The organism is Mesorhizobium sp. B3-2-1, assembly GCF_006439515.1.
Taxonomy (GTDB): Bacteria; Pseudomonadota; Alphaproteobacteria; order Rhizobiales; family Rhizobiaceae; genus Mesorhizobium.
Genome location: NZ_VFTI01000020.1, coordinates 89,739 through 106,184 on the forward strand (window position 1 = coordinate 89,739; position 16,446 = coordinate 106,184).

The following is a 16,446-nucleotide window of genomic DNA, read 5'->3' on the forward strand; positions in this document are numbered from 1 at the left end:
AGTGCAACAGAAAACGTGGAGCGCCGCGCCAATATTGTTGCGATGCAGCATTCCCGGCGCCTATGCCTTGATGCTCGACAAAGCAGCCTTGGCGCCGTGAAGGTTCAGCTCATTGGCTGACGTCACTGCGCCTGTATCCGTGGAGTGTCATGACCAGTCTCTCCGAGGCGGCCATTGGCTCCCATTTGCCGGCCCAGCGCGGATCCATGGTCGCGCCTGCCGCCACCCACAGGTCGAAATACGGCTGCATGGGCTTGTTCGGAAACGCTCCGCCGGGGGTGTCGGCCGGCGTTACGACGGCCACTTCCTTGCCGTCGATGAAGAAGGCAACTCTTTTCCCCGCCTCATATTGCATGCCGAGGTGATATCGTTTGCCCGAGAGGTCGCCAGGCTGGATCAATTTGACCCAAACGGTCTTGTGCTTGTTGTCGACGTTCGCCCAGACAGTAATCTGCATCCCCTTGGTGCCGACGATCTCAAAGTCGACTTCCTCATGGGCCTTGTCGTTGAAAATCCAAAGCGGCGCCGCGATTAGCCCCGGCTTCATCGTGGGAAGCGTTACGTCCACTTCCCATTTTGCCGACGAGGAAGCGGAGTTGGCGCCGGACATTACCTCTGCGGATGCCTTCTCGCTGACGGTAAGCTGTAGCGCGCCGTCGACGATTTTGACGTTAGCGGCTTTCCAGTCGTAACCTCCAAGCTTGGGTTCGCTCCACTGCGACGGCACGAAGGGATTGTTGTATTTCCAAAGTTGCAGCTTGACACCCGACCAGTCGGGAAGCTTGTCGAGGGCAACATTCCCGCTTCCCGCCGTGGCGCTCTCGGCCAATGCATGGCCGGCGACCCATTGCATGGCGGAGGAGGCCGCCAGAAGCATGAGGAATTGTCTGCGTGTGGAATTCATCGCTAGCCTCCATTGGGTCGCCTTGACCTTGTCAGCGGCGACGATGCCAAAGCCGGCCATTCTACGCGGCCGTGGCGTTCCAGTGCCATGGGCGCCACTTCGGTGATTGAGCCATACACCAATGATAAGGCGATTTTTTGCTGCATTGCATCAAAAATATTGCAATGCAGAAAAAGGCCTTTCGTGTCAGGAGATTGCCGGCGGGCGCAGGCCAAGAGCAGCGCTGCAACTCCTGGAGAGGCGCTCAAGCCGCAGAGGCTATCGGGGGGTGGGTCCGTCCCACTGTATTTTGCTCGCCGGGTTCAAACTGCGATGGACCGAATCGAACGCTTTCAAGCTGCAAGGACTGGGGAGACGCAACATCGAGGGCAGGATCGAGTTGCACAGGCTCGCGCACTCTTTCCAATGCGACACGATCGTAAAGCGCATCGAGAAACGCGCCTGCGGGTTCTGCCCCGAACATGGTCTCCGCGGTCCTGCGGGCATCGCGCCGGAGCAGCGCCATCAAGGCGGGTTGCCCAATATACGGCTTCAATCGGTAGATGGCCAAACTGGCGAGCCGTTCGACCTCATCACGGAAATATTCGGCATATTTCGCCTCCCCCCGCGAGTCGTATCCCGGACTCCACCAATCGCCGATGTCGTCGAGCCTGACAGGCAAGGCAATCCCGTTGATGCCGTCCTCGAGGAATTCCGGCAAGGCGCAGACCTTTGTTCCAAGAACAGGGGTGTGCTCTGACATCGATTCCAGCGCTGAATAGCCGAAAGTGTCGCCAAACGTGGCGAGGATGCCGAAATGCGAGTTGCGCAGCAATTGTCGGACCGATTGGTTAGGCAACACCCCGTAATGCTGTACGTTTTTCAGTTCGAGCAGCTTGATATAGGGGTCGAAGAATCCCGGACTTGTCGGATCCGTCCATATATGGCCGCCAACCTGGAGACTTGAGACAACGTTCACCCGAATTGGCAATTTCTGCTGGGTGGCTTTTTCGGCGATCTTGACCGCAACGCATCCGCCCTTGCGGCCAAAGTGAGCGCCGACAAATGTCAGCACCAGTTCCTCGGCGCTGTTTTCGGACATCGCGTCTTCCGTCGCCGGCACCACGACGTTCGGGTGGCGGACCAACAGCTTCTCCATCAGGAGGCCGACTTCCGGATTGTCGCTGTGCTGGGCCAGAAAACTTCTGCGGGCAAAATGCGACAGTGCGATGATGCGACGGCAGCTTGTGCTGGCAATTCGCGACCTGAGATAGCGGGCCATCAACCCGCGTTTGCGAAGGGCAAACTGTCGCGGCAAATGGGATTCAAATGACATGATGTACTTGGAGGAATTGATCGGTATCCGGTTAAATGCATGCACCATGTCGACAGACAAGGCAGGCTCGATCAGCGTCACGCCTTCCAGCTTGGACGAGACCAGATTCAATGGCAGAAATCGCTGTCGCAGGATCGTATGCCTGGACGCTCGCGGCGTAACGAAGCTGGTCGGATACTTGTCGTCATAGACGGCGATGCGAAGAGATTTGCCCATACGGAACCACTCGTCTTCAAGCAGCGGCATCGGGGATATTCGCAAGCTATTCCAAAGATGCAGAAAAGCATGCTGCCGCGCTGCAACAGAATGCAGCCAGCGGATCCCTGGCCAAACTCGAGGCCCAACTTCCCTGACAAGAATTCAACACCATTTTTTGTTGCGGTGCAATATGATTTTAGCAATTGATTAACTGTTAGCTCTTTTGCCGGGTGGGGAGCGATTTGGCCTGACGTGGCCGTCATGTTGCGGGCTTTGCAAGCGAAACCCCCGATTTCCTGGCGCGGCAGGCCATGTCGCCTCCGATGGTTCGATTGTATGGGCGCCCCAGCGCTGTCAAAAAATTGGATCATGTGTTTTGTGCGGTGCGGTAGAGATGGCTATTTTGCTACGGCGCACCAAAAATGTTGCGATGCAGCAAGAGCTGTACTAGGCTTCCCTTCGGGTGGGCCAACAGCGATCGAGTTTTCATGCTGCATGTCTTGTACCTGGTGCACGATGTTTCCGACCCGGCGGTTCGCCGGCGGACCACGATGCTCAGGGCAGGTGGCGCCAGGGTCACCCTGGCGGGCTTCCGCCGCACCGTGAATCCGATTGCCGACGTTGAAGGATTGCGGCCGATCGACCTTGGCGCGACGCGCGACGGCCGATTCCCCCACCGCCTGGCGGCGGTGGCGAAGGCGGCGGTTTCGCTTCGCACGAAGCTGAGGGGCACGCCGAGGCCCGATCTCATCATCGCGCGCAATCTGGAAATGCTGGCGCTGGCCCGCCGTGCAAGGTCGGCTTTCGGCGCCGCTGTCCCGATCGTCTATGAATGCCTGGACATTCACCGCCTGGTGCTCCGCGACGATGCCCTGGGCAAGACGCTGCGCGCCACCGAGCGCCATCTGGCGCGGGATGTGAAGCTGCTGGTGACGAGTTCGCCGGCCTTCATCGCCAATTATTTCAAACCGTTCCGCCAGGTCGCGGCACCGGTGGAACTGGTCGAGAACAAGTATTTCGAGGCAGCGGCTGTTCTGCCTGGTGAACGCGAGGCGGTGGAAGGACCTGTCGCCCCGCCATGGCGGATCGGCTGGTTCGGGGCGCTTCGGTGCCGCCGCTCGCTCGAACTGCTGGCCGGTTTCACGCGCCGCATGGAGGGTCGATTCGAGATCGTGCTGCGCGGCCGTCCGGCACTTTCCGAATTTCCGGATTTCCATGCCTTCGTCGATGCCGAACCTTACCTGTCGTTTTGCGGGCCGTATCGCAACCCGGAGGACATGGCGGCGATCTATCAGGACGTCCATTTCTCCTGGGCGATCGATTTCTTCGAGGAGGGACAGAACTCCGAATGGCTGCTGCCCAACCGCCTTTATGAAGGCTGCCGCTTCGGCGCGGTGCCGATCTCGATGGACAACACCGAGACCGGACGGTTCCTGCGGCAGCGGGATATCGGCGTTTTGTTGCCGCAGGCCACGCCCGAGGCGCTCGAAACCGCACTTGGCAGGATGGAACAGCACCGCTTCGGCAGGCTGAAGGCGCGCGTGCTGGCGCACAATCCGAGGATGTGGAGCTACGATCGCAGCGATTGCAGCGCCCTGGTCGAAAAACTGCGCCGGCTGACCACCGTGCGCGAACCCGTCGCGACTGAGGCCTTGGCATAGGATGGACATCGCCCGATGACGCAAGCGCTTGCCCCCAGCCTGATCGTAATCCCATGTCTCAACGAGGCAACCCATATTGGTGCGCTGCTCGACCGGCTCTGCCCGGCGGCGGAACGGCTTGGCGCGCGGATCGTCGTTGCCGACGGCGGCAGCACCGACGGTACGCTGGCCATCGTCGGCGAGCGCCAGAGGAACGATCCGCGCATCATCCTGCTTCACAATGAAAAGCGCATCCAGAGTGCCGCGATCAACCTGGCGGTGGCCAAATTCGGCGAGGGCGCGCAATATCTGATCCGCATCGATGCCCATGGCGGTTATCCCGACGACTATTGCGACCGGCTGGTCGAGGAGGCGTCGGCCACCGGCGCCGATTCGGTCGTGGTTTCGATGCTGACCAGCGGCAGCGGCACCGTGCAGAAAGCGGTGGCGGCGGCGCAGAACTCCAAGCTCGGCACCGGCGGCTCCAAGCACCGCCACCTCTCCGCCGGGGGATGGGTCGACCACGGCCATCACGCGCTGATGCGGATTTCGGCCTTCCAGGCCGTCGGCGGCTATGACGAGACGTTCAGCCACAACGAGGATGCGGAACTCGACTATCGGCTGAGGCAGGCCGGCTACAGGATCTGGATGAGCGGCAGGACGCATATGGTCTACTATCCGCGCACCTCGCTGCGCGGCCTCTATTTCCAGTATCTCGGCTATGGCCGTGGCCGGGCCAAGAATGTGCTGAAACACCGCGTGATCCCGAAGGTTAGGCAGATGGTGCCGCTGGCGGTCTTCCCGGTGGTTCTGCTGGCCGCCTTCTCCTTCGTGCACTGGATCGCGGCGCTGCCGCTGTTGCTGTGGGCGGCGGTGTGCCTGGGCTATGGCCTGGTGACGGCCATCGGCCAGCGCAATGCCGATATCGCGCTTGCCGGCGTCTCGGCTATGGTGATGCATTTCGGCTGGTCCGTCGGTTTCTGGCTGCAGCTTCTCGGCCTCGGCGCATGGCGGAGGGCGACGTGATGGCGGTCGAGGCCAGGAGCCGCAGCATCGACATCGGCGTGTGCACGTTCCGGCGTCCGGAACTGGCCGATACGCTGCGCTCGCTCGCCGCTCTTGCCGTGCCTGACGGCTTCGAGGTCGGCGTCATCGTCGCCGACAATGACGACATGCCGAGCGCCAGGGAGTTGGTGACGGTGCTGTCGCAGGAATTGAAGCTGCCGGTCCGCTACCGGCATTGCCCGGCGCGTAACATCTCGATTGCCCGCAACGCTTGCCTCGACGCCAGCGAGGCGGATTTCCTGGCCTTTATCGACGACGACGAGACCGCCACCGCCCACTGGCTCGCCGAACTGGTGGCGGCGGCCGAGACGAGCGGCGCCGCCGCGGTTCTCGGCCCGGTACGCGCGCTCTATCGCCCGGATGCGCCGGACTGGATGCGCCGCGGCGATTTCCATTCCACCTTGCCGGTCCGCGTGCGCGGCGAAATCCGCACCGGTTACACCTGCAACGTCCTGCTGCGCATGGGATCGGACAGCCTGCGCGGCCGTCGCTTCAGCCTGGCGCGCGGCCAGACTGGCGGCGAGGACACCGAATTCTTCGACCAGATGCACAAGGCAGGCGGCCGGATCGCCTTTGCCCCGGAGGCATGGGTGGACGAGGCGGTGCCGCGGGCCAGGGCCGCGTTCGACTGGCTCAGCCGTCGCCGTTTCCGGGTCGGCCAGACGCACGGCCACCTCCTGGGCCGCAACGCCAGCGGCATCGCGCGGGCGAAGCAGGCCGGCCTTGCGGCGGCAAAGGCCGCTTATTGCTTCGCCGCCGCACTTCCGGTTGCCGCCAGCCCGATACGCAGGAACCGCAGCGTACTGCGCGGCATCATGCATGTCGGCGTCGTCAGCGGCCTTGTCGGTGTCCGAGAACTGCGCCTCTACGGCCAGCCAGCAGGGGAAGGAGGCAAGCGTGCAGCCTGATATTGCCTTCGTCCCCGATGTTTCTTTTGTGATTGCCGCCTTCAACGCCGAGGCAACCCTCGATCGGGCGATCACCAGCGCCATCGCCCAGAAGGGTGTCAGCCTCGAGATCATCGTCGTCGACGACAAGTCGCGTGACGGCACACTCGATGTGGCGCGGGCCTATCCCGAGCACATCGTGCGCGTCGTGGCGCTGGAAAAGAACAGGGGTCCCGGAGGGGCCAGGAATGCCGGGCTCGACGCCGCGCGCGGCAGGTGGATCGCGGTTCTCGATTCCGACGACGCTGTCTTTCCCGGCCGCATCGCCGCCATGATCGGCCGCGCCGAAAAGGCGAAGGCCCAGATCGCTGTCGACAATCTCCAGGTCGTCCGCGAGGACGGCGTGGTCGAGGACGCGATGTTCCCGCGCCAGTATCTGGAAGACCTGCGCGAGATTTCGCTGGCCACCTACATCGCCGGCAATGTCGTCTTCGAATCGAAATTCAATCTCGGCTACCTCAAGCCGATCTTCCTGCGCAGTTTCCTCGACGAAAACCGGCTGCGCTATGACGAGAAACTGAGGATCGGCGAGGACTACATCCTGTTTGCCGAAGCCCTGGCCGTGGGTGGCAGATGCGTGGTCGAGCCCGATATCGGCTATGCCTATCATATCCGCGGCGGCTCCATCTCGCGCGTGCTCAAGCCTCATCATGTCGAGGCGATGCGCAAGGCGGATGCCGAATTCGCTCAAACCCATCGGATGGACGAGGCGGCCCAGGCAGCCTTCGCCCGGCGCGGCCGCAGCCTGCGCAAGGCGGCCTCGTTCCTGGCGATGGTCCAGCACATCAAGGCGCGGTCCCCGTTCAAGGCGATCCGGACGGCGCTCAGCGACCCGGCGGCGGTCAGGCATATGGGCATGCCGATCGCCGTGCGGTTGCGAAGAGTAGCGGCACAGTTTGCCGTGGGGGTGGGGAGGTGAAGATGCAGGCACATGGAGGGATTTTTCGTGGCCTGTGAATGGACTGAAGTCGATCTCCTCAGAAGGAATTTGCGATGAAGAAAATCAGGAAGGCCGTGATACCGGTGGCGGGGCTTGGAACACGGTTCCTGCCGGCGACCAAGTCGATGCCGAAGGAAATGCTTCCCGTGGTCGACAGGCCCGTCGTGCAATATGCGGTGGACGAGGCCTTCGAGGCCGGCATCGAGCACATCGTCTTCGTCACCGGCCGCAACAAAGCGGTCATCGAGGACTATTTCGACCTCCATCCCGAACTGATCGGAACCCTGGAGCAGACCGGCAAGAAGGCGCAACTGCAGTCGCTGGAAAGCCTGCTTCCGGTGGCCGGCGCCACTTCCTTCATCCGCCAGCAATCGCCGCAAGGCCTCGGCCATGCCGTCTGGTGCGCGCGCGAGGTCATCGGCAACGAGCCCTTCGCCCTGCTTTTGCCCGACATGGTCTCCTTCGGCGGGCGCGGATGCCTGGCCGAGATCACCGACCTGTATGCCGAGACCGGCGGCAACGTCATCGCCGTCGAGCGCTGCGACCCGAGCGAGACCAACAAATATGGCATCGTCGGCCGTGGCGCCGACATCGGCGGCGGCTTCGAGGTGACGGCCATGGTCGAAAAGCCTGCGCCGGCCAACGCGCCGTCGAACTTCTACATCAACGGCCGCTACATCCTGCAGCCCGAGATTTTCCAGCTTCTGGGCAACCAGCAACGCGGCGCCGGCAATGAGATCCAGCTGACCGACGCCATGGTCCGCCTGTCGCAGGAGCAGTCATTCTTTGCCCAGCCTTTCAAGGGCCGCATGTTCGACTGCGGTTCCAAGGAAGGGTTCATCCAGGCCAATGTCGCCTTCGCGCTGGCGCGCGACGACATGAAGGGCCCGGTCTTCGAGATGCTCCGGGAGTGCGTCCGGACGCATGAACGCCAGGAAGAAGCCGCATAATGCCCATCTTTCGGGAGCATTGTCGGGCGGCTGACGGCGGAGGGGCCGGCCGGCTCCGCGCCATCCGGCACCAAGTGTGTGTCGCGCCCGCCAATGCTCCCGATCTTCCCGGGGCCTGCGAGCGAGACAAGCCAGAATTGGACCGAAGATGAATTATGCCAACTTTCCTCTCGACAAGAGGATGCCATTGCCGAATCCGGACGCAGGAAACGGCGAAGACTTCATCGACGTGGAGCGGCTGCTTGGCATGGCCGCGCGGCAGGCCAAGGTGGTTGGCGTGTGCGCCATCATCGGTCTTTTCCTGGGCTTGCTCTATCTGCAGACGACGCCGCCCAAATACCAGTCGGTCGCCAGCGTGCTGATCGACGAGGGGCTGAACAAGATCGTCGACGACATCTCGGCGGCGTCGACAACCATGCAGACCGATTCCGCCATCCTCAGCCAGATCGAAATCCTGACCTCGACTCGGCTTGCCGCCGTGGTCGTCGACAAGCTGAAACTCGACCAGAACGACGCGTTCATGAACCCGCCGCAGTCGGCCCTTGCCCAGGGCGTCGGCTTGGTCCGCGGTCTGATCCAGTATGTCCGTCCGAGCCCGGTCATGCCGGGCGTCGGCGATATCTCCAAGCTCGACCCCGCCACGCGCGATGCGCTGATCGCCACGTCGCGACGCGACTATGCCATCCTCAAGCTGCAGAACGAGATCCGGGCCGATCGCGTCGGGCGAAGCTACGTCATCGCGCTTGGCTACCAGGCGACGGATCCGGGTTTGGCGAAAGCCATCACCAAGGCCTATGCCGACGCCTATCTCGCCGACCAGCTCGATGCCAGCTTCGATGCCACCGAGCGCGCGGCGGTCTGGCTGCAGGGTCGGCTGACCGAACTGCGCGAAAGCTCGCGGCAGGCATCGCTCGCGGTCGAGAAATTCAGGGCCGAGCATGGTCTTTCCGCCAACAGCGACGGCCAGCTGATGAGCGACAAGCAGCTTGCCGACCTGAACGCGCAGCTCATCGTGGCGCAGGCCGACACGGCACGTGCCAGCGCCCGCTACCAGCAGTACAAGTCGATCGTCGACAGCGGCTCGGACAACGCTTTCAAGGACGCAGCAATATCGAGCGACCAGCCAAGCAGCTCGGTCATCGCGGCGCTGAAGACGCGCTATCTCGCGGTCGCCAAACGGCAGCAGGATGTCGAGGCGAATTTCGGCGCCCAGCATCCCCAAGCCGTGGCGCTCGCCAAGGAAAAGGCAGACATTTCGGCCCAGATATTCGGCGAGCTGAAGCAACTCACCGAAAGCTACCGCAACGAGTATGAGGTGGCTCTGGCGCGCGAGACAGCGCTCAGGGCCAATGTCGCTGCCGCACAAGGCAAGAGCTCCATCGACAACCAGTCGCAAGTCAAGCTGCGTGAACTCGACCAGAAGGCGACGGCGCTGACGACGCTCTACCAGACTTTCCTCGGCCGTTATGAGGAAGCCGCGCAGCAGCAATCCTTCCCTGTCGGCAAGATCCGCATCATCTCGGATGCGTCGACGCCGCTTGCCGCCTCGAGCCCCCGCACCATGGTCGTGCTCGGTCTTTCGCTGGTGCTCGGCGTTCTGATGGGCGCCGGCTTCGGCGGCCTCAACGAGTTCAACGAACGGTTCTTCAGGACCGGCGAGGAGGTGCGCGACCGCGTCGGCCTCAAATTCCTCGGTTACCTGCCCACCATCGGCGGCAAACCGACGAAGGAAGACAAGCCGGGCGAGCCAGATCTCAAGGTTGCCAGAACGCCGGCTGCCATCGAAAGGCGCGCGCGAATGCGGGTGAGCGTCGACGCTCCGGCATCGATGTTCTCCGAAACGCTGCGCAGCGCCAAGATCGCCTTCGACGTGGTATTGGAAGGGCAAGCCAGTCGCGTCATTGGCGTGATCTCGGTCCTGCCCGGCGAAGGCAAGTCGACGGTCGCGGCCAATCTCGCCGGGCTGCTGGCCGCCAACGGCGCCAGGACGCTGCTCATCGACGGCGACCTGCGCAATCCGGGCCTTAGCCGCAGCCTCGGCATGGAAGCCGAGCAAGGGTTGATGGAAGCGGTGGTGAGCGGCCAGACCTGGCAGTCCGTCGGCAAGATCGACAGGCAGACCAAGCTGGCGATCATCCCGGCCGTGTCGCGCGGGCATTTCTCGCACACCAGCGAGCTTCTCTCTTCGGCCGGCATGCGCCGCTTCATCGAGAACGCCAAGGAGACGTTCGAATACATCGTCGTCGATCTGCCGCCGCTCGGGCCGGTGGTCGACGCCAAGGCCTTCGCACCGCTCGTCGACGGCTTCGTGCTGGTCACCGAATGGGGCCGCACGCCGCGCGCCATGGTGCGCTCGATGCTGGAATCCGAACCCTATGTCGCCAACAAGATCGTCGGCGCGGTGCTGAACAAGGTCGACCTGAAGAAGCTCGCCAAATACGGATCGATCGGGGCCTCGGAGAAATTCTTCGACAAGTACTCGACCTACTATCTCGACAAGTCGGAAGTGCGGTCGAAGGCAACGGTCTGAGGTAGGTCGTCACCCACTATTCTCTTGCAGCATGTCGCGGCGAATAGGATTCGCCCGACCTGCTGTAAGCTTTCTCATTTTATGCATGTCGTTGTCCCGGAACCGAGGACACTTCCGGGCGACATGCATTAGAGCAATTCCAGGAAAAGTGCGTAGCGGTTTTCCCGGGAAAAGCGCGTAGCGCTTTCCCTAGGGAATTGCGTGAAAACAAAGAGTTAGAGCGGTTCGGCGATTCCAACAAACACTGAACCGCTAGGAGTGGGCTGCGGTTCTCATTCGAAATTGCGCAAAGCTTCGGCCGTCCCGCCACCGTTCATGCGGCCGGACATGAAGCGGAGCGTCGTATCGCCCGAAGCTGATGGCTCGCCTACGCCGCCTTGAGCCGGTAGCGGAAGAGCGTGTAATCGAGCAGCAGCCGGATGCGCGGTTCGGCCTCGGTTGCCACCAGCCAGCTTGCCGCGATCATGGTCGCGCCGACGATTGCCATCGACGGGAGATATGGCAGCCCGGCGCGCACCATGGCGCCGAGCATCGACGCGCCGATGACGTCGTGGATCAGATAGAGCGGATAGGTCATCAGCCCGATCCGGCGCCAGCCGCTCCAACTGAGATCGAGCCGCAGCGACCATGCCATCAGGGCGATGGCTGCGAGGAACATCAGGATCGGCGGCGCGTAGGGCATGGCGGCTGCGACCTTGATGCTGTGGACGTCGACGGAACTCGCGATCTGCAGCACGCCGCCGCCGAGGAACAGCAGGCAGAAAGCAAGGCGGGGAGGCGTCATCGCCTTGAACCGCATCAGCCAGATGAGCACGCCGACGGCGAAGAAGCAGCCATGATGCACCAGGATGAGTTGCAGCCAGCGCGTCTCGGCGAAGTCCGACCAGCCGAGCGGATAATAGAGGCACCAGAACGACGTGCTGACCAGACCGATGACGATGGCAACCCTCTCCATCAGATGGAAGCGGCCGAGCCGCAGCAGGATCCAGACGATGGCATAGAAAGCGATTTCGATGCCGAGCGTCCAGTAGACGCTGTCCACCCAGGGACCATAGGGTGCGAACAGGGCCGTTCGGGCGAGCCTGACCACCGCGTCGGTCGGCCAGCTCGAGCCAATGAGCAGCAGCAGTGCCGCGGTGATCGGCGCGCAGATCCAGACCGCCGGCGCCAGTCTTTTGACCCTTGCCTCGAAGAACCGCAGCGGTGTCGAATTCTCGGCGCTGAAGGCAATGACGAAACCGCTGATGACGAAGAAGATCTCAACGCCGACCCAGCCGGACTCGACCCAGGCGCCTATACCGGGCTGCGCCGGAACGCCGCCCGTGGCTTGCGCCGAGATACCGTCGGGATAGGCCCACACCCAGAAACCGTAGTGGTAGACCATGACCAGCACGGCGGCGAGAAACCGCAGGATATCGATACCGCCAAACGTTGTCTTTTGTTGAGCCATGCGATCCCGTCGAATGGCCCCCCGCGGGAAGTTTAAGGTGGAATATTGCATTGCACAATCAACGATTGCTCCCTGCGGTCATCACAAAGTTCGCCGTGCCGCAACATCGCGGAACGTTGGCTCCACTCAGGGTCGGGCACTGCTCCCTACACGCCGATGCCGCGCGCCTTCAGCGCCGCCGTGATTTCCTCGAGGATGGCGGGGTCGTCGATGGTCGCTGGCATCGTCCACACTTCCTTGTCGGCGATCTTCTGCATGGTGCCGCGCAGGATCTTGCCGGACCGCGTCTTGGGCAGGCGCTTGATCGTCACCACGGTCTTGAAGGCGGCGACCGGGCCGATGCGCTCGCGCACCAGCGCGACCACCTCCTTCTCGATGGCGCCGCCGTCTCGTGCGACACCGGCGTTCAGCACCACGAAGCCCAGCGGAATCTGGCCCTTCATCGCATCGGCGATGCCGACGACGGCGCATTCGGCGACGTCGGGATGGGCGGCCAGCACCTCTTCCATCGCGCCGGTCGACAGCCGATGCCCGGCGACGTTGATGATGTCGTCGGTGCGGGCCATCACGTAGAGATAGCCGTCCTCGTCGATCATGCCGGCATCGGCCGTCTTGTAGAAGCCGGGGAACTCATCGAGATAGGCTTGGCGGAAGCGGGCGTCGGCGTTCCATAGCGTTGGCAGGCAGCCCGCCGGCAGCGGCAGCTTGACCACGACATTGCCCAGCGTGCCGCGCGGCACCTCGTGGCCGGCATCGTCGAGCACGCGGATGTCGTAGCCCGGCATAGGCACCCCGGGCGAGCCGTATTTCACCGGCAGCAGGCCGAGCCCGGCAGGGTTGATCGTCATCGGCGAGCCGGTCTCGGTCTGCCACCAATGGTCGACCACCGGCACGTTGAGCTTCTGCTCCGCCCATTTGATGGTTTCGGGGTCGGCGCGCTCGCCGGCGAGGAACAGCGTGCGGAATTTCGACAGATCGTATTTCGGTACGAACTCGCCCTTGGGGTCCTGCCCCTTGATGGCGCGGAAGGCGGTCGGCGCGGTGAACAGGGCGACCACGCCGTGCTCCGAGATCACCCGCCAGTAGGTGCCGGCATCGGGCGTGCCGATCGGCTTGCCTTCGAACAAGATGCTGGTGCAGCCATGCAGCAGCGGGCCGTAGACGATGTAGGAATGGCCGACCACCCAGCCGACGTCGGACGCGGCCCAGAACACTTCTCCCGGCTTCACACCGAACTCGTTGTCCATCGTCCATTTCAGCGCGACCATGTGGCCGCCATTGTCGCGCACGATGCCCTTGGGCTGGCCGGTCGTGCCCGAGGTGTAGATGATGTAGAGCGGGTCGGTGGCCAACACCGGCACGCAGTCGACATTGGCGCCGGCCGCCCGCTCGCGGGCGACCGCGTCGGCATAGTCGATGTCGAAATGATCCTTCAGATCGCAGCGCAACTGGTCGCGCTGCAGGATCAGGCAGGCGTCCGGCTTGTGCCGGGACATCTCGATGGCCTTGTCGAGCAGCGGCTTGTAGGCAACCACCCGGCCCGGCTCCAGGCCGCAGGAGGCCGAGATGATCAGTTTCGGCCTCGCATCGTCGATGCGGGTGGCAAGCTCGTGCGAGGCAAAGCCGCCGAACACGACCGAATGCACGGCGCCGATGCGGGCGCAGGCGAGCATGGCGATGGCCGCTTCCGCCACCATCGGCATGTAGATGATGACGCGGTCGCCCTTGCCGATGCCGCGATTCTTCAGGACCGAGGTCAGCGCCACCACTTCGCGTTTGAGTTCGGCATAGGTGAACTTCTTCACCGTTCCGGTGATGGCGCTGTCATGGATCAGTGCGATCTGGTCGGCCCGCCCGCCAGCAACATGCCGGTCAAGGGCATTGTAGCAGGTGTTGCAGGTCGCTCCGGTGAACCAGCGGCCATAGACGCCGGCGGCGGCATCGAACACCTTGTCCCACGGCGAATACCAGTCGATGCCGCCGGCCGCGTCGGCCCAGAATTTCTCCGGGTCGCGCTTCCAGCCGTCATAGACCTCGTGATAGCGTGAAGCCATCCACATCCTCCCCAGGATCGATTTGCCGTCTTGCCAACAGCCTATGCTGTTTTTTCCAGCGCTGTCTTCCCTGATTTTCGTCTGAGATGCCCTATCGTGACCTACGGTATCGAGGGGGAGGACGTGAGCGCATGCGCCATAGATGATCGATCGAGTCGAGGAACTGCCTGAACTCCTACAGCCTGCCGGAAGCCAACGAATTCAAGCCGGCGGTGATAGTCGTGCTGGTACAGCGCTTCAGCCGGGGCTTTGAAGGGCGCGGTCGCCGCGTCATCGCGGTGATCGGAAAACCTCGCTGCGCAACCCGTCGATAGCCGTCTAAAGAATCGGATTCACTGGACAGATGTTGATTGCGCTAGATCGGCAAGGCCACCAGCATGAGGCCGATGCCGCCAAAGATCAAAATGGCTGTCGCAAGAGCTTTTCGATGGCGTTCGAAAGGCGTCGGACCCCTCTCCCAGTTGTAACGCATACGCTTATCTCCCCAAGACCCGGGGGAGTTCTTACCTTACCTTAGGGAAGAAAAGCAACGGTCATGCCGGTCAACGCACCTGCCCTGCGCGTCATTCCGGCGACTATTTCTGGGACGATTTCTGCTGTGGATGGATGTTGCGGCCCGGCGAGAGCCTGCCGCAACACGGGCTGCGGTGCTGTCCCCCAGCCGGCCGGATAGACAGCGCCCCACCACCGCGCTATCTCATTTCGGGGTTTTGCATGGCTTTTGGGGTTTGTGATGGAAATAGCCGCTGGAACCGTTCTGCGATTGACGGACGATGCCTCGGTTCAGCATGTCGGCGACGGCGCGGTCGTGCTGTTGGCGCGCAGCGGCCAGCTTTATACCTGCAACGGCACGACCGAAGCTTTTCTCGACAAGGTGGATGGCGCGCGCAGCCTCGGCCAGATCGTCGGCCTGCTTTGCGAGGAGTTCGAGGTGGACAAGGGCACACTTGACGAGGACATGGCGGCGCTGGCCGCCGACCTTGTGTCGGAAGGCATCCTCGCCGCGCCAGGGCTCGATGGCTGAAGGGCTGCTTGATGGCGGACAGTCCTCTCCTGCGCGCCTTGTTCCGCTGCCATCTCTGGGCAAGCGCGCGGCTGATGCCGGTCCTCATCGCCAACCGCAGTTTCGAGGAGGTGCTGAAATGGGCGCCGCTCGCCTCGCCGACGCCCTATCGCGGTCTGCCAGCCCCCTACATTGTCGCCTGCGTCAACCGTGCCGTGCGCCGTCCCTGGCTGATGCGCGATCGCAGATGCCTGCGGGAAGGACTGCTCGGCCATCGTTTCCTGCGCCTCGCCGGCTTCGATCCGGAGTTGCGTTTCGGCGTCGATCCGAAGTCGCTGCAAGCGTCGCGGCTGTCGGCGCATTGCTGGGTCTGCCTCGACGGCATGCCGGTGGTCAGCGACAGCCTTCCCGGCATGGTCGAGATCTATCGCCATCATGACCGTGCCTCGAAAGTGCGCCCCGCTTGACCAGACCTTGCGCCTTCTATGATCTCAACGGCCAGGTCCTCGGCATTTCGGCCGACCGCGCCGAGCTATGGCGGGACTTCGACAGGATGCTCGCCAGCCTGCGCGTCGAAGGTTCGACCGAAGCGGATTTCCATCTCGACATCGTCGAGGCGGAAGCGCTGGACGAGACCCCCGCCGGATCCCTGGTCTTCGACGGCGAGATACCGGACGACGGCCATTGCCGGATGATCGCGGACGGCGCCAGCGTCCATCTGGTCTTGCCGGGACGTCAGACCGTCGAGATCAACGAGAAGGGCTGGGCTCGACTCCGCATCGTGCCCGACAGCAAGGCCGCCTGGACGCCGTCAATGCTGATGCTGGACGCGGCACTCGACGCCGGCGGCCAACATATGCTGCACACCGCTGGCCTGACGCTGCCGGGCAGCGACGCCGTCGTGCTGGTCCATGCCCCGAGCGGCACCGGCAAGACCACCATATCGCTGGCCTTGGCAACGCAAGGATTCGGCCTGTGCTCCGACGATGCCATGATCCTGAATGTCGCGTCCGCCACGCCCGTTGCCTGGGGTTTGCCCCGCCACGTCAAGATCCATGAGAAGACCGCGCGGATGATCCCGCTTGTGGCGCCATGCCTCGGGCCATCCTGGGATCGCAACGGCGAACAGGCTGTTTCGCTGGAAAAGCTGGGCGGGATCGTAAAAATCGAAAGCCCGACCGCCCGTCCGGTAGCCACGCTCCTGCACCTTGCGCGATCCGCCGATGAAGAGACCCGGCTCGCGCCCATGGCCCGGACCGACGCCATGGTGGCGCTGGCGATGGACAATGTCCGAACCGGCATGACCGGCCTGCTGCCGCTGCAGAAGCGCCGGCTGGCGACGATCGCCAAGCTGGTCTCCTCGGTGCCGACCTTCACCCTGGAAGTGGGCGCGCGTCCGGCCGATGCGGCGGCGCTGATAAGCGCCACATTGAAGTCATGGGATTGACGG

Annotated in this window: 13 protein-coding genes; 9 read left to right on the forward strand and 4 right to left on the reverse strand. The window is 63.1% G+C overall.

The features are described from left to right. Positions 1 to 109: 109 nt before the first annotated feature. Both FJW08_RS20695 and FJW08_RS20700 read right to left on the reverse strand, forming a co-directional pair. Entirely contained in the window at positions 110 to 964 is an 855-nt protein-coding gene (locus FJW08_RS20695; RefSeq protein ID WP_140812080.1) for a family 16 glycosylhydrolase, read from the reverse strand. Between the two features lie 184 nt (positions 965 to 1,148). Next, positions 1,149 to 2,465, reverse strand: coding sequence for a glycosyltransferase family 4 protein (locus FJW08_RS20700; protein ID WP_140812081.1), 1,317 nt, complete (start codon positions 2,463 to 2,465; stop codon positions 1,149 to 1,151). Positions 2,466 to 2,905: 440 nt separating this feature from the next. On the opposite strand from FJW08_RS20700, the gene FJW08_RS20705 reads away from it, so the two are divergent. The 6 genes from FJW08_RS20705 to FJW08_RS20730 all read left to right on the forward strand — a co-directional run bounded on the left by FJW08_RS20705 (position 2,906) and on the right by FJW08_RS20730 (position 10,489). Then, complete coding sequence (locus tag FJW08_RS20705; RefSeq protein WP_140812082.1) at positions 2,906 to 4,078, forward strand: glycosyltransferase family 4 protein; 1,173 nt, start codon at positions 2,906 to 2,908, stop codon at positions 4,076 to 4,078. Positions 4,079 to 4,093: 15 nt separating this feature from the next. Next, positions 4,094 to 5,083 carry a glycosyltransferase family 2 protein gene (locus FJW08_RS20710; RefSeq protein ID WP_140812083.1) on the forward strand — a complete coding sequence of 330 codons (990 nt, stop codon included), beginning with the start codon at positions 4,094 to 4,096 and terminating at the stop codon, positions 5,081 to 5,083. Then, positions 5,083 to 6,030 carry a glycosyltransferase gene (locus tag FJW08_RS20715; protein WP_140760664.1) on the forward strand — a complete coding sequence of 316 codons (948 nt, stop codon included), beginning with the start codon at positions 5,083 to 5,085 and terminating at the stop codon, positions 6,028 to 6,030. Before FJW08_RS20710 ends, FJW08_RS20715 begins: the two co-directional genes overlap by 1 nt. Further along, positions 6,020 to 6,988, forward strand: coding sequence for a glycosyltransferase family 2 protein (locus FJW08_RS20720; RefSeq protein WP_140812084.1), 969 nt, complete (start codon positions 6,020 to 6,022; stop codon positions 6,986 to 6,988). Before FJW08_RS20715 ends, FJW08_RS20720 begins: the two co-directional genes overlap by 11 nt. Before the next feature lie 74 nt (positions 6,989 to 7,062). Further along, complete coding sequence (locus tag FJW08_RS20725; RefSeq protein ID WP_140812085.1) at positions 7,063 to 7,959, forward strand: UTP--glucose-1-phosphate uridylyltransferase; 897 nt, start codon at positions 7,063 to 7,065, stop codon at positions 7,957 to 7,959. Between the two features lie 148 nt (positions 7,960 to 8,107). Next, positions 8,108 to 10,489, forward strand: coding sequence for a polysaccharide biosynthesis tyrosine autokinase (locus tag FJW08_RS20730; RefSeq protein WP_140812086.1), 2,382 nt, complete (start codon positions 8,108 to 8,110; stop codon positions 10,487 to 10,489). A 367-nt stretch (positions 10,490 to 10,856) separates the two neighbouring features. Here the strand turns inward: FJW08_RS20730 and FJW08_RS20740 are convergent, their stop codons facing one another. Together FJW08_RS20740 and FJW08_RS20745 are read right to left on the reverse strand one after the other, a co-directional pair. Continuing rightward, the gene (locus FJW08_RS20740; RefSeq protein WP_140812087.1) at positions 10,857 to 11,939 is read right to left on the reverse strand and encodes an acyltransferase; all 1,083 of its coding nucleotides are present in this window, start codon (positions 11,937 to 11,939) and stop codon (positions 10,857 to 10,859) included. A gap of 146 nt (positions 11,940 to 12,085) precedes the next feature. Then, the gene (locus FJW08_RS20745; protein ID WP_140812088.1) at positions 12,086 to 13,993 is read right to left on the reverse strand and encodes a propionyl-CoA synthetase; all 1,908 of its coding nucleotides are present in this window, start codon (positions 13,991 to 13,993) and stop codon (positions 12,086 to 12,088) included. A gap of 733 nt (positions 13,994 to 14,726) precedes the next feature. Here FJW08_RS20745 and FJW08_RS20750 point away from each other — a divergent pair. The 3 genes from FJW08_RS20750 to FJW08_RS20760 are packed head-to-tail and all read left to right on the forward strand — an operon-like array spanning position 14,727 to position 16,443. Next, on the forward strand, positions 14,727 to 15,017 hold the full coding sequence (locus FJW08_RS20750) for a PqqD family protein (RefSeq protein ID WP_140812089.1): 291 nt from the start codon (positions 14,727 to 14,729) through the stop codon (positions 15,015 to 15,017). A gap of 11 nt (positions 15,018 to 15,028) precedes the next feature. Then, the gene (locus FJW08_RS20755) at positions 15,029 to 15,463 is read left to right on the forward strand and encodes a lasso peptide biosynthesis B2 protein (protein WP_140760677.1); all 435 of its coding nucleotides are present in this window, start codon (positions 15,029 to 15,031) and stop codon (positions 15,461 to 15,463) included. Next, on the forward strand, positions 15,460 to 16,443 hold the full coding sequence (locus tag FJW08_RS20760; protein WP_140812090.1) for a serine kinase: 984 nt from the start codon (positions 15,460 to 15,462) through the stop codon (positions 16,441 to 16,443). Before FJW08_RS20755 ends, FJW08_RS20760 begins: the two co-directional genes overlap by 4 nt. Positions 16,444 to 16,446: the final 3 nt, after the last annotated feature.

Bases quoted from the DNA above. Each gene is read 5' to 3' on its own strand.
- FJW08_RS20730 (WP_140812086.1), top strand. From the start codon at position 8,108: ATGAATTATGCCAACTTTCCTCTCGACAAGAGGATGCCATTGCCGAAT.
- FJW08_RS20695 (WP_140812080.1), bottom strand. From the start codon at position 964: ATGGCCGGCTTTGGCATCGTCGCCGCTGACAAGGTCAAGGCGACCCAA.
- FJW08_RS20700 (WP_140812081.1), bottom strand. From the start codon at position 2,465: ATGCCGCTGCTTGAAGACGAGTGGTTCCGTATGGGCAAATCTCTTCGC.
- FJW08_RS20705 (WP_140812082.1), top strand. From the start codon at position 2,906: ATGCTGCATGTCTTGTACCTGGTGCACGATGTTTCCGACCCGGCGGTT.
- FJW08_RS20740 (WP_140812087.1), bottom strand. From the start codon at position 11,939: ATGGCTCAACAAAAGACAACGTTTGGCGGTATCGATATCCTGCGGTTT.
- FJW08_RS20725 (WP_140812085.1), top strand. From the start codon at position 7,063: ATGAAGAAAATCAGGAAGGCCGTGATACCGGTGGCGGGGCTTGGAACA.
- FJW08_RS20710 (WP_140812083.1), top strand. From the start codon at position 4,094: ATGACGCAAGCGCTTGCCCCCAGCCTGATCGTAATCCCATGTCTCAAC.
- FJW08_RS20755 (WP_140760677.1), top strand. From the start codon at position 15,029: ATGGCGGACAGTCCTCTCCTGCGCGCCTTGTTCCGCTGCCATCTCTGG.
- FJW08_RS20750 (WP_140812089.1), top strand. From the start codon at position 14,727: ATGGAAATAGCCGCTGGAACCGTTCTGCGATTGACGGACGATGCCTCG.
- FJW08_RS20745 (WP_140812088.1), bottom strand. From the start codon at position 13,993: ATGGCTTCACGCTATCACGAGGTCTATGACGGCTGGAAGCGCGACCCG.
- FJW08_RS20715 (WP_140760664.1), top strand. From the start codon at position 5,083: ATGGCGGTCGAGGCCAGGAGCCGCAGCATCGACATCGGCGTGTGCACG.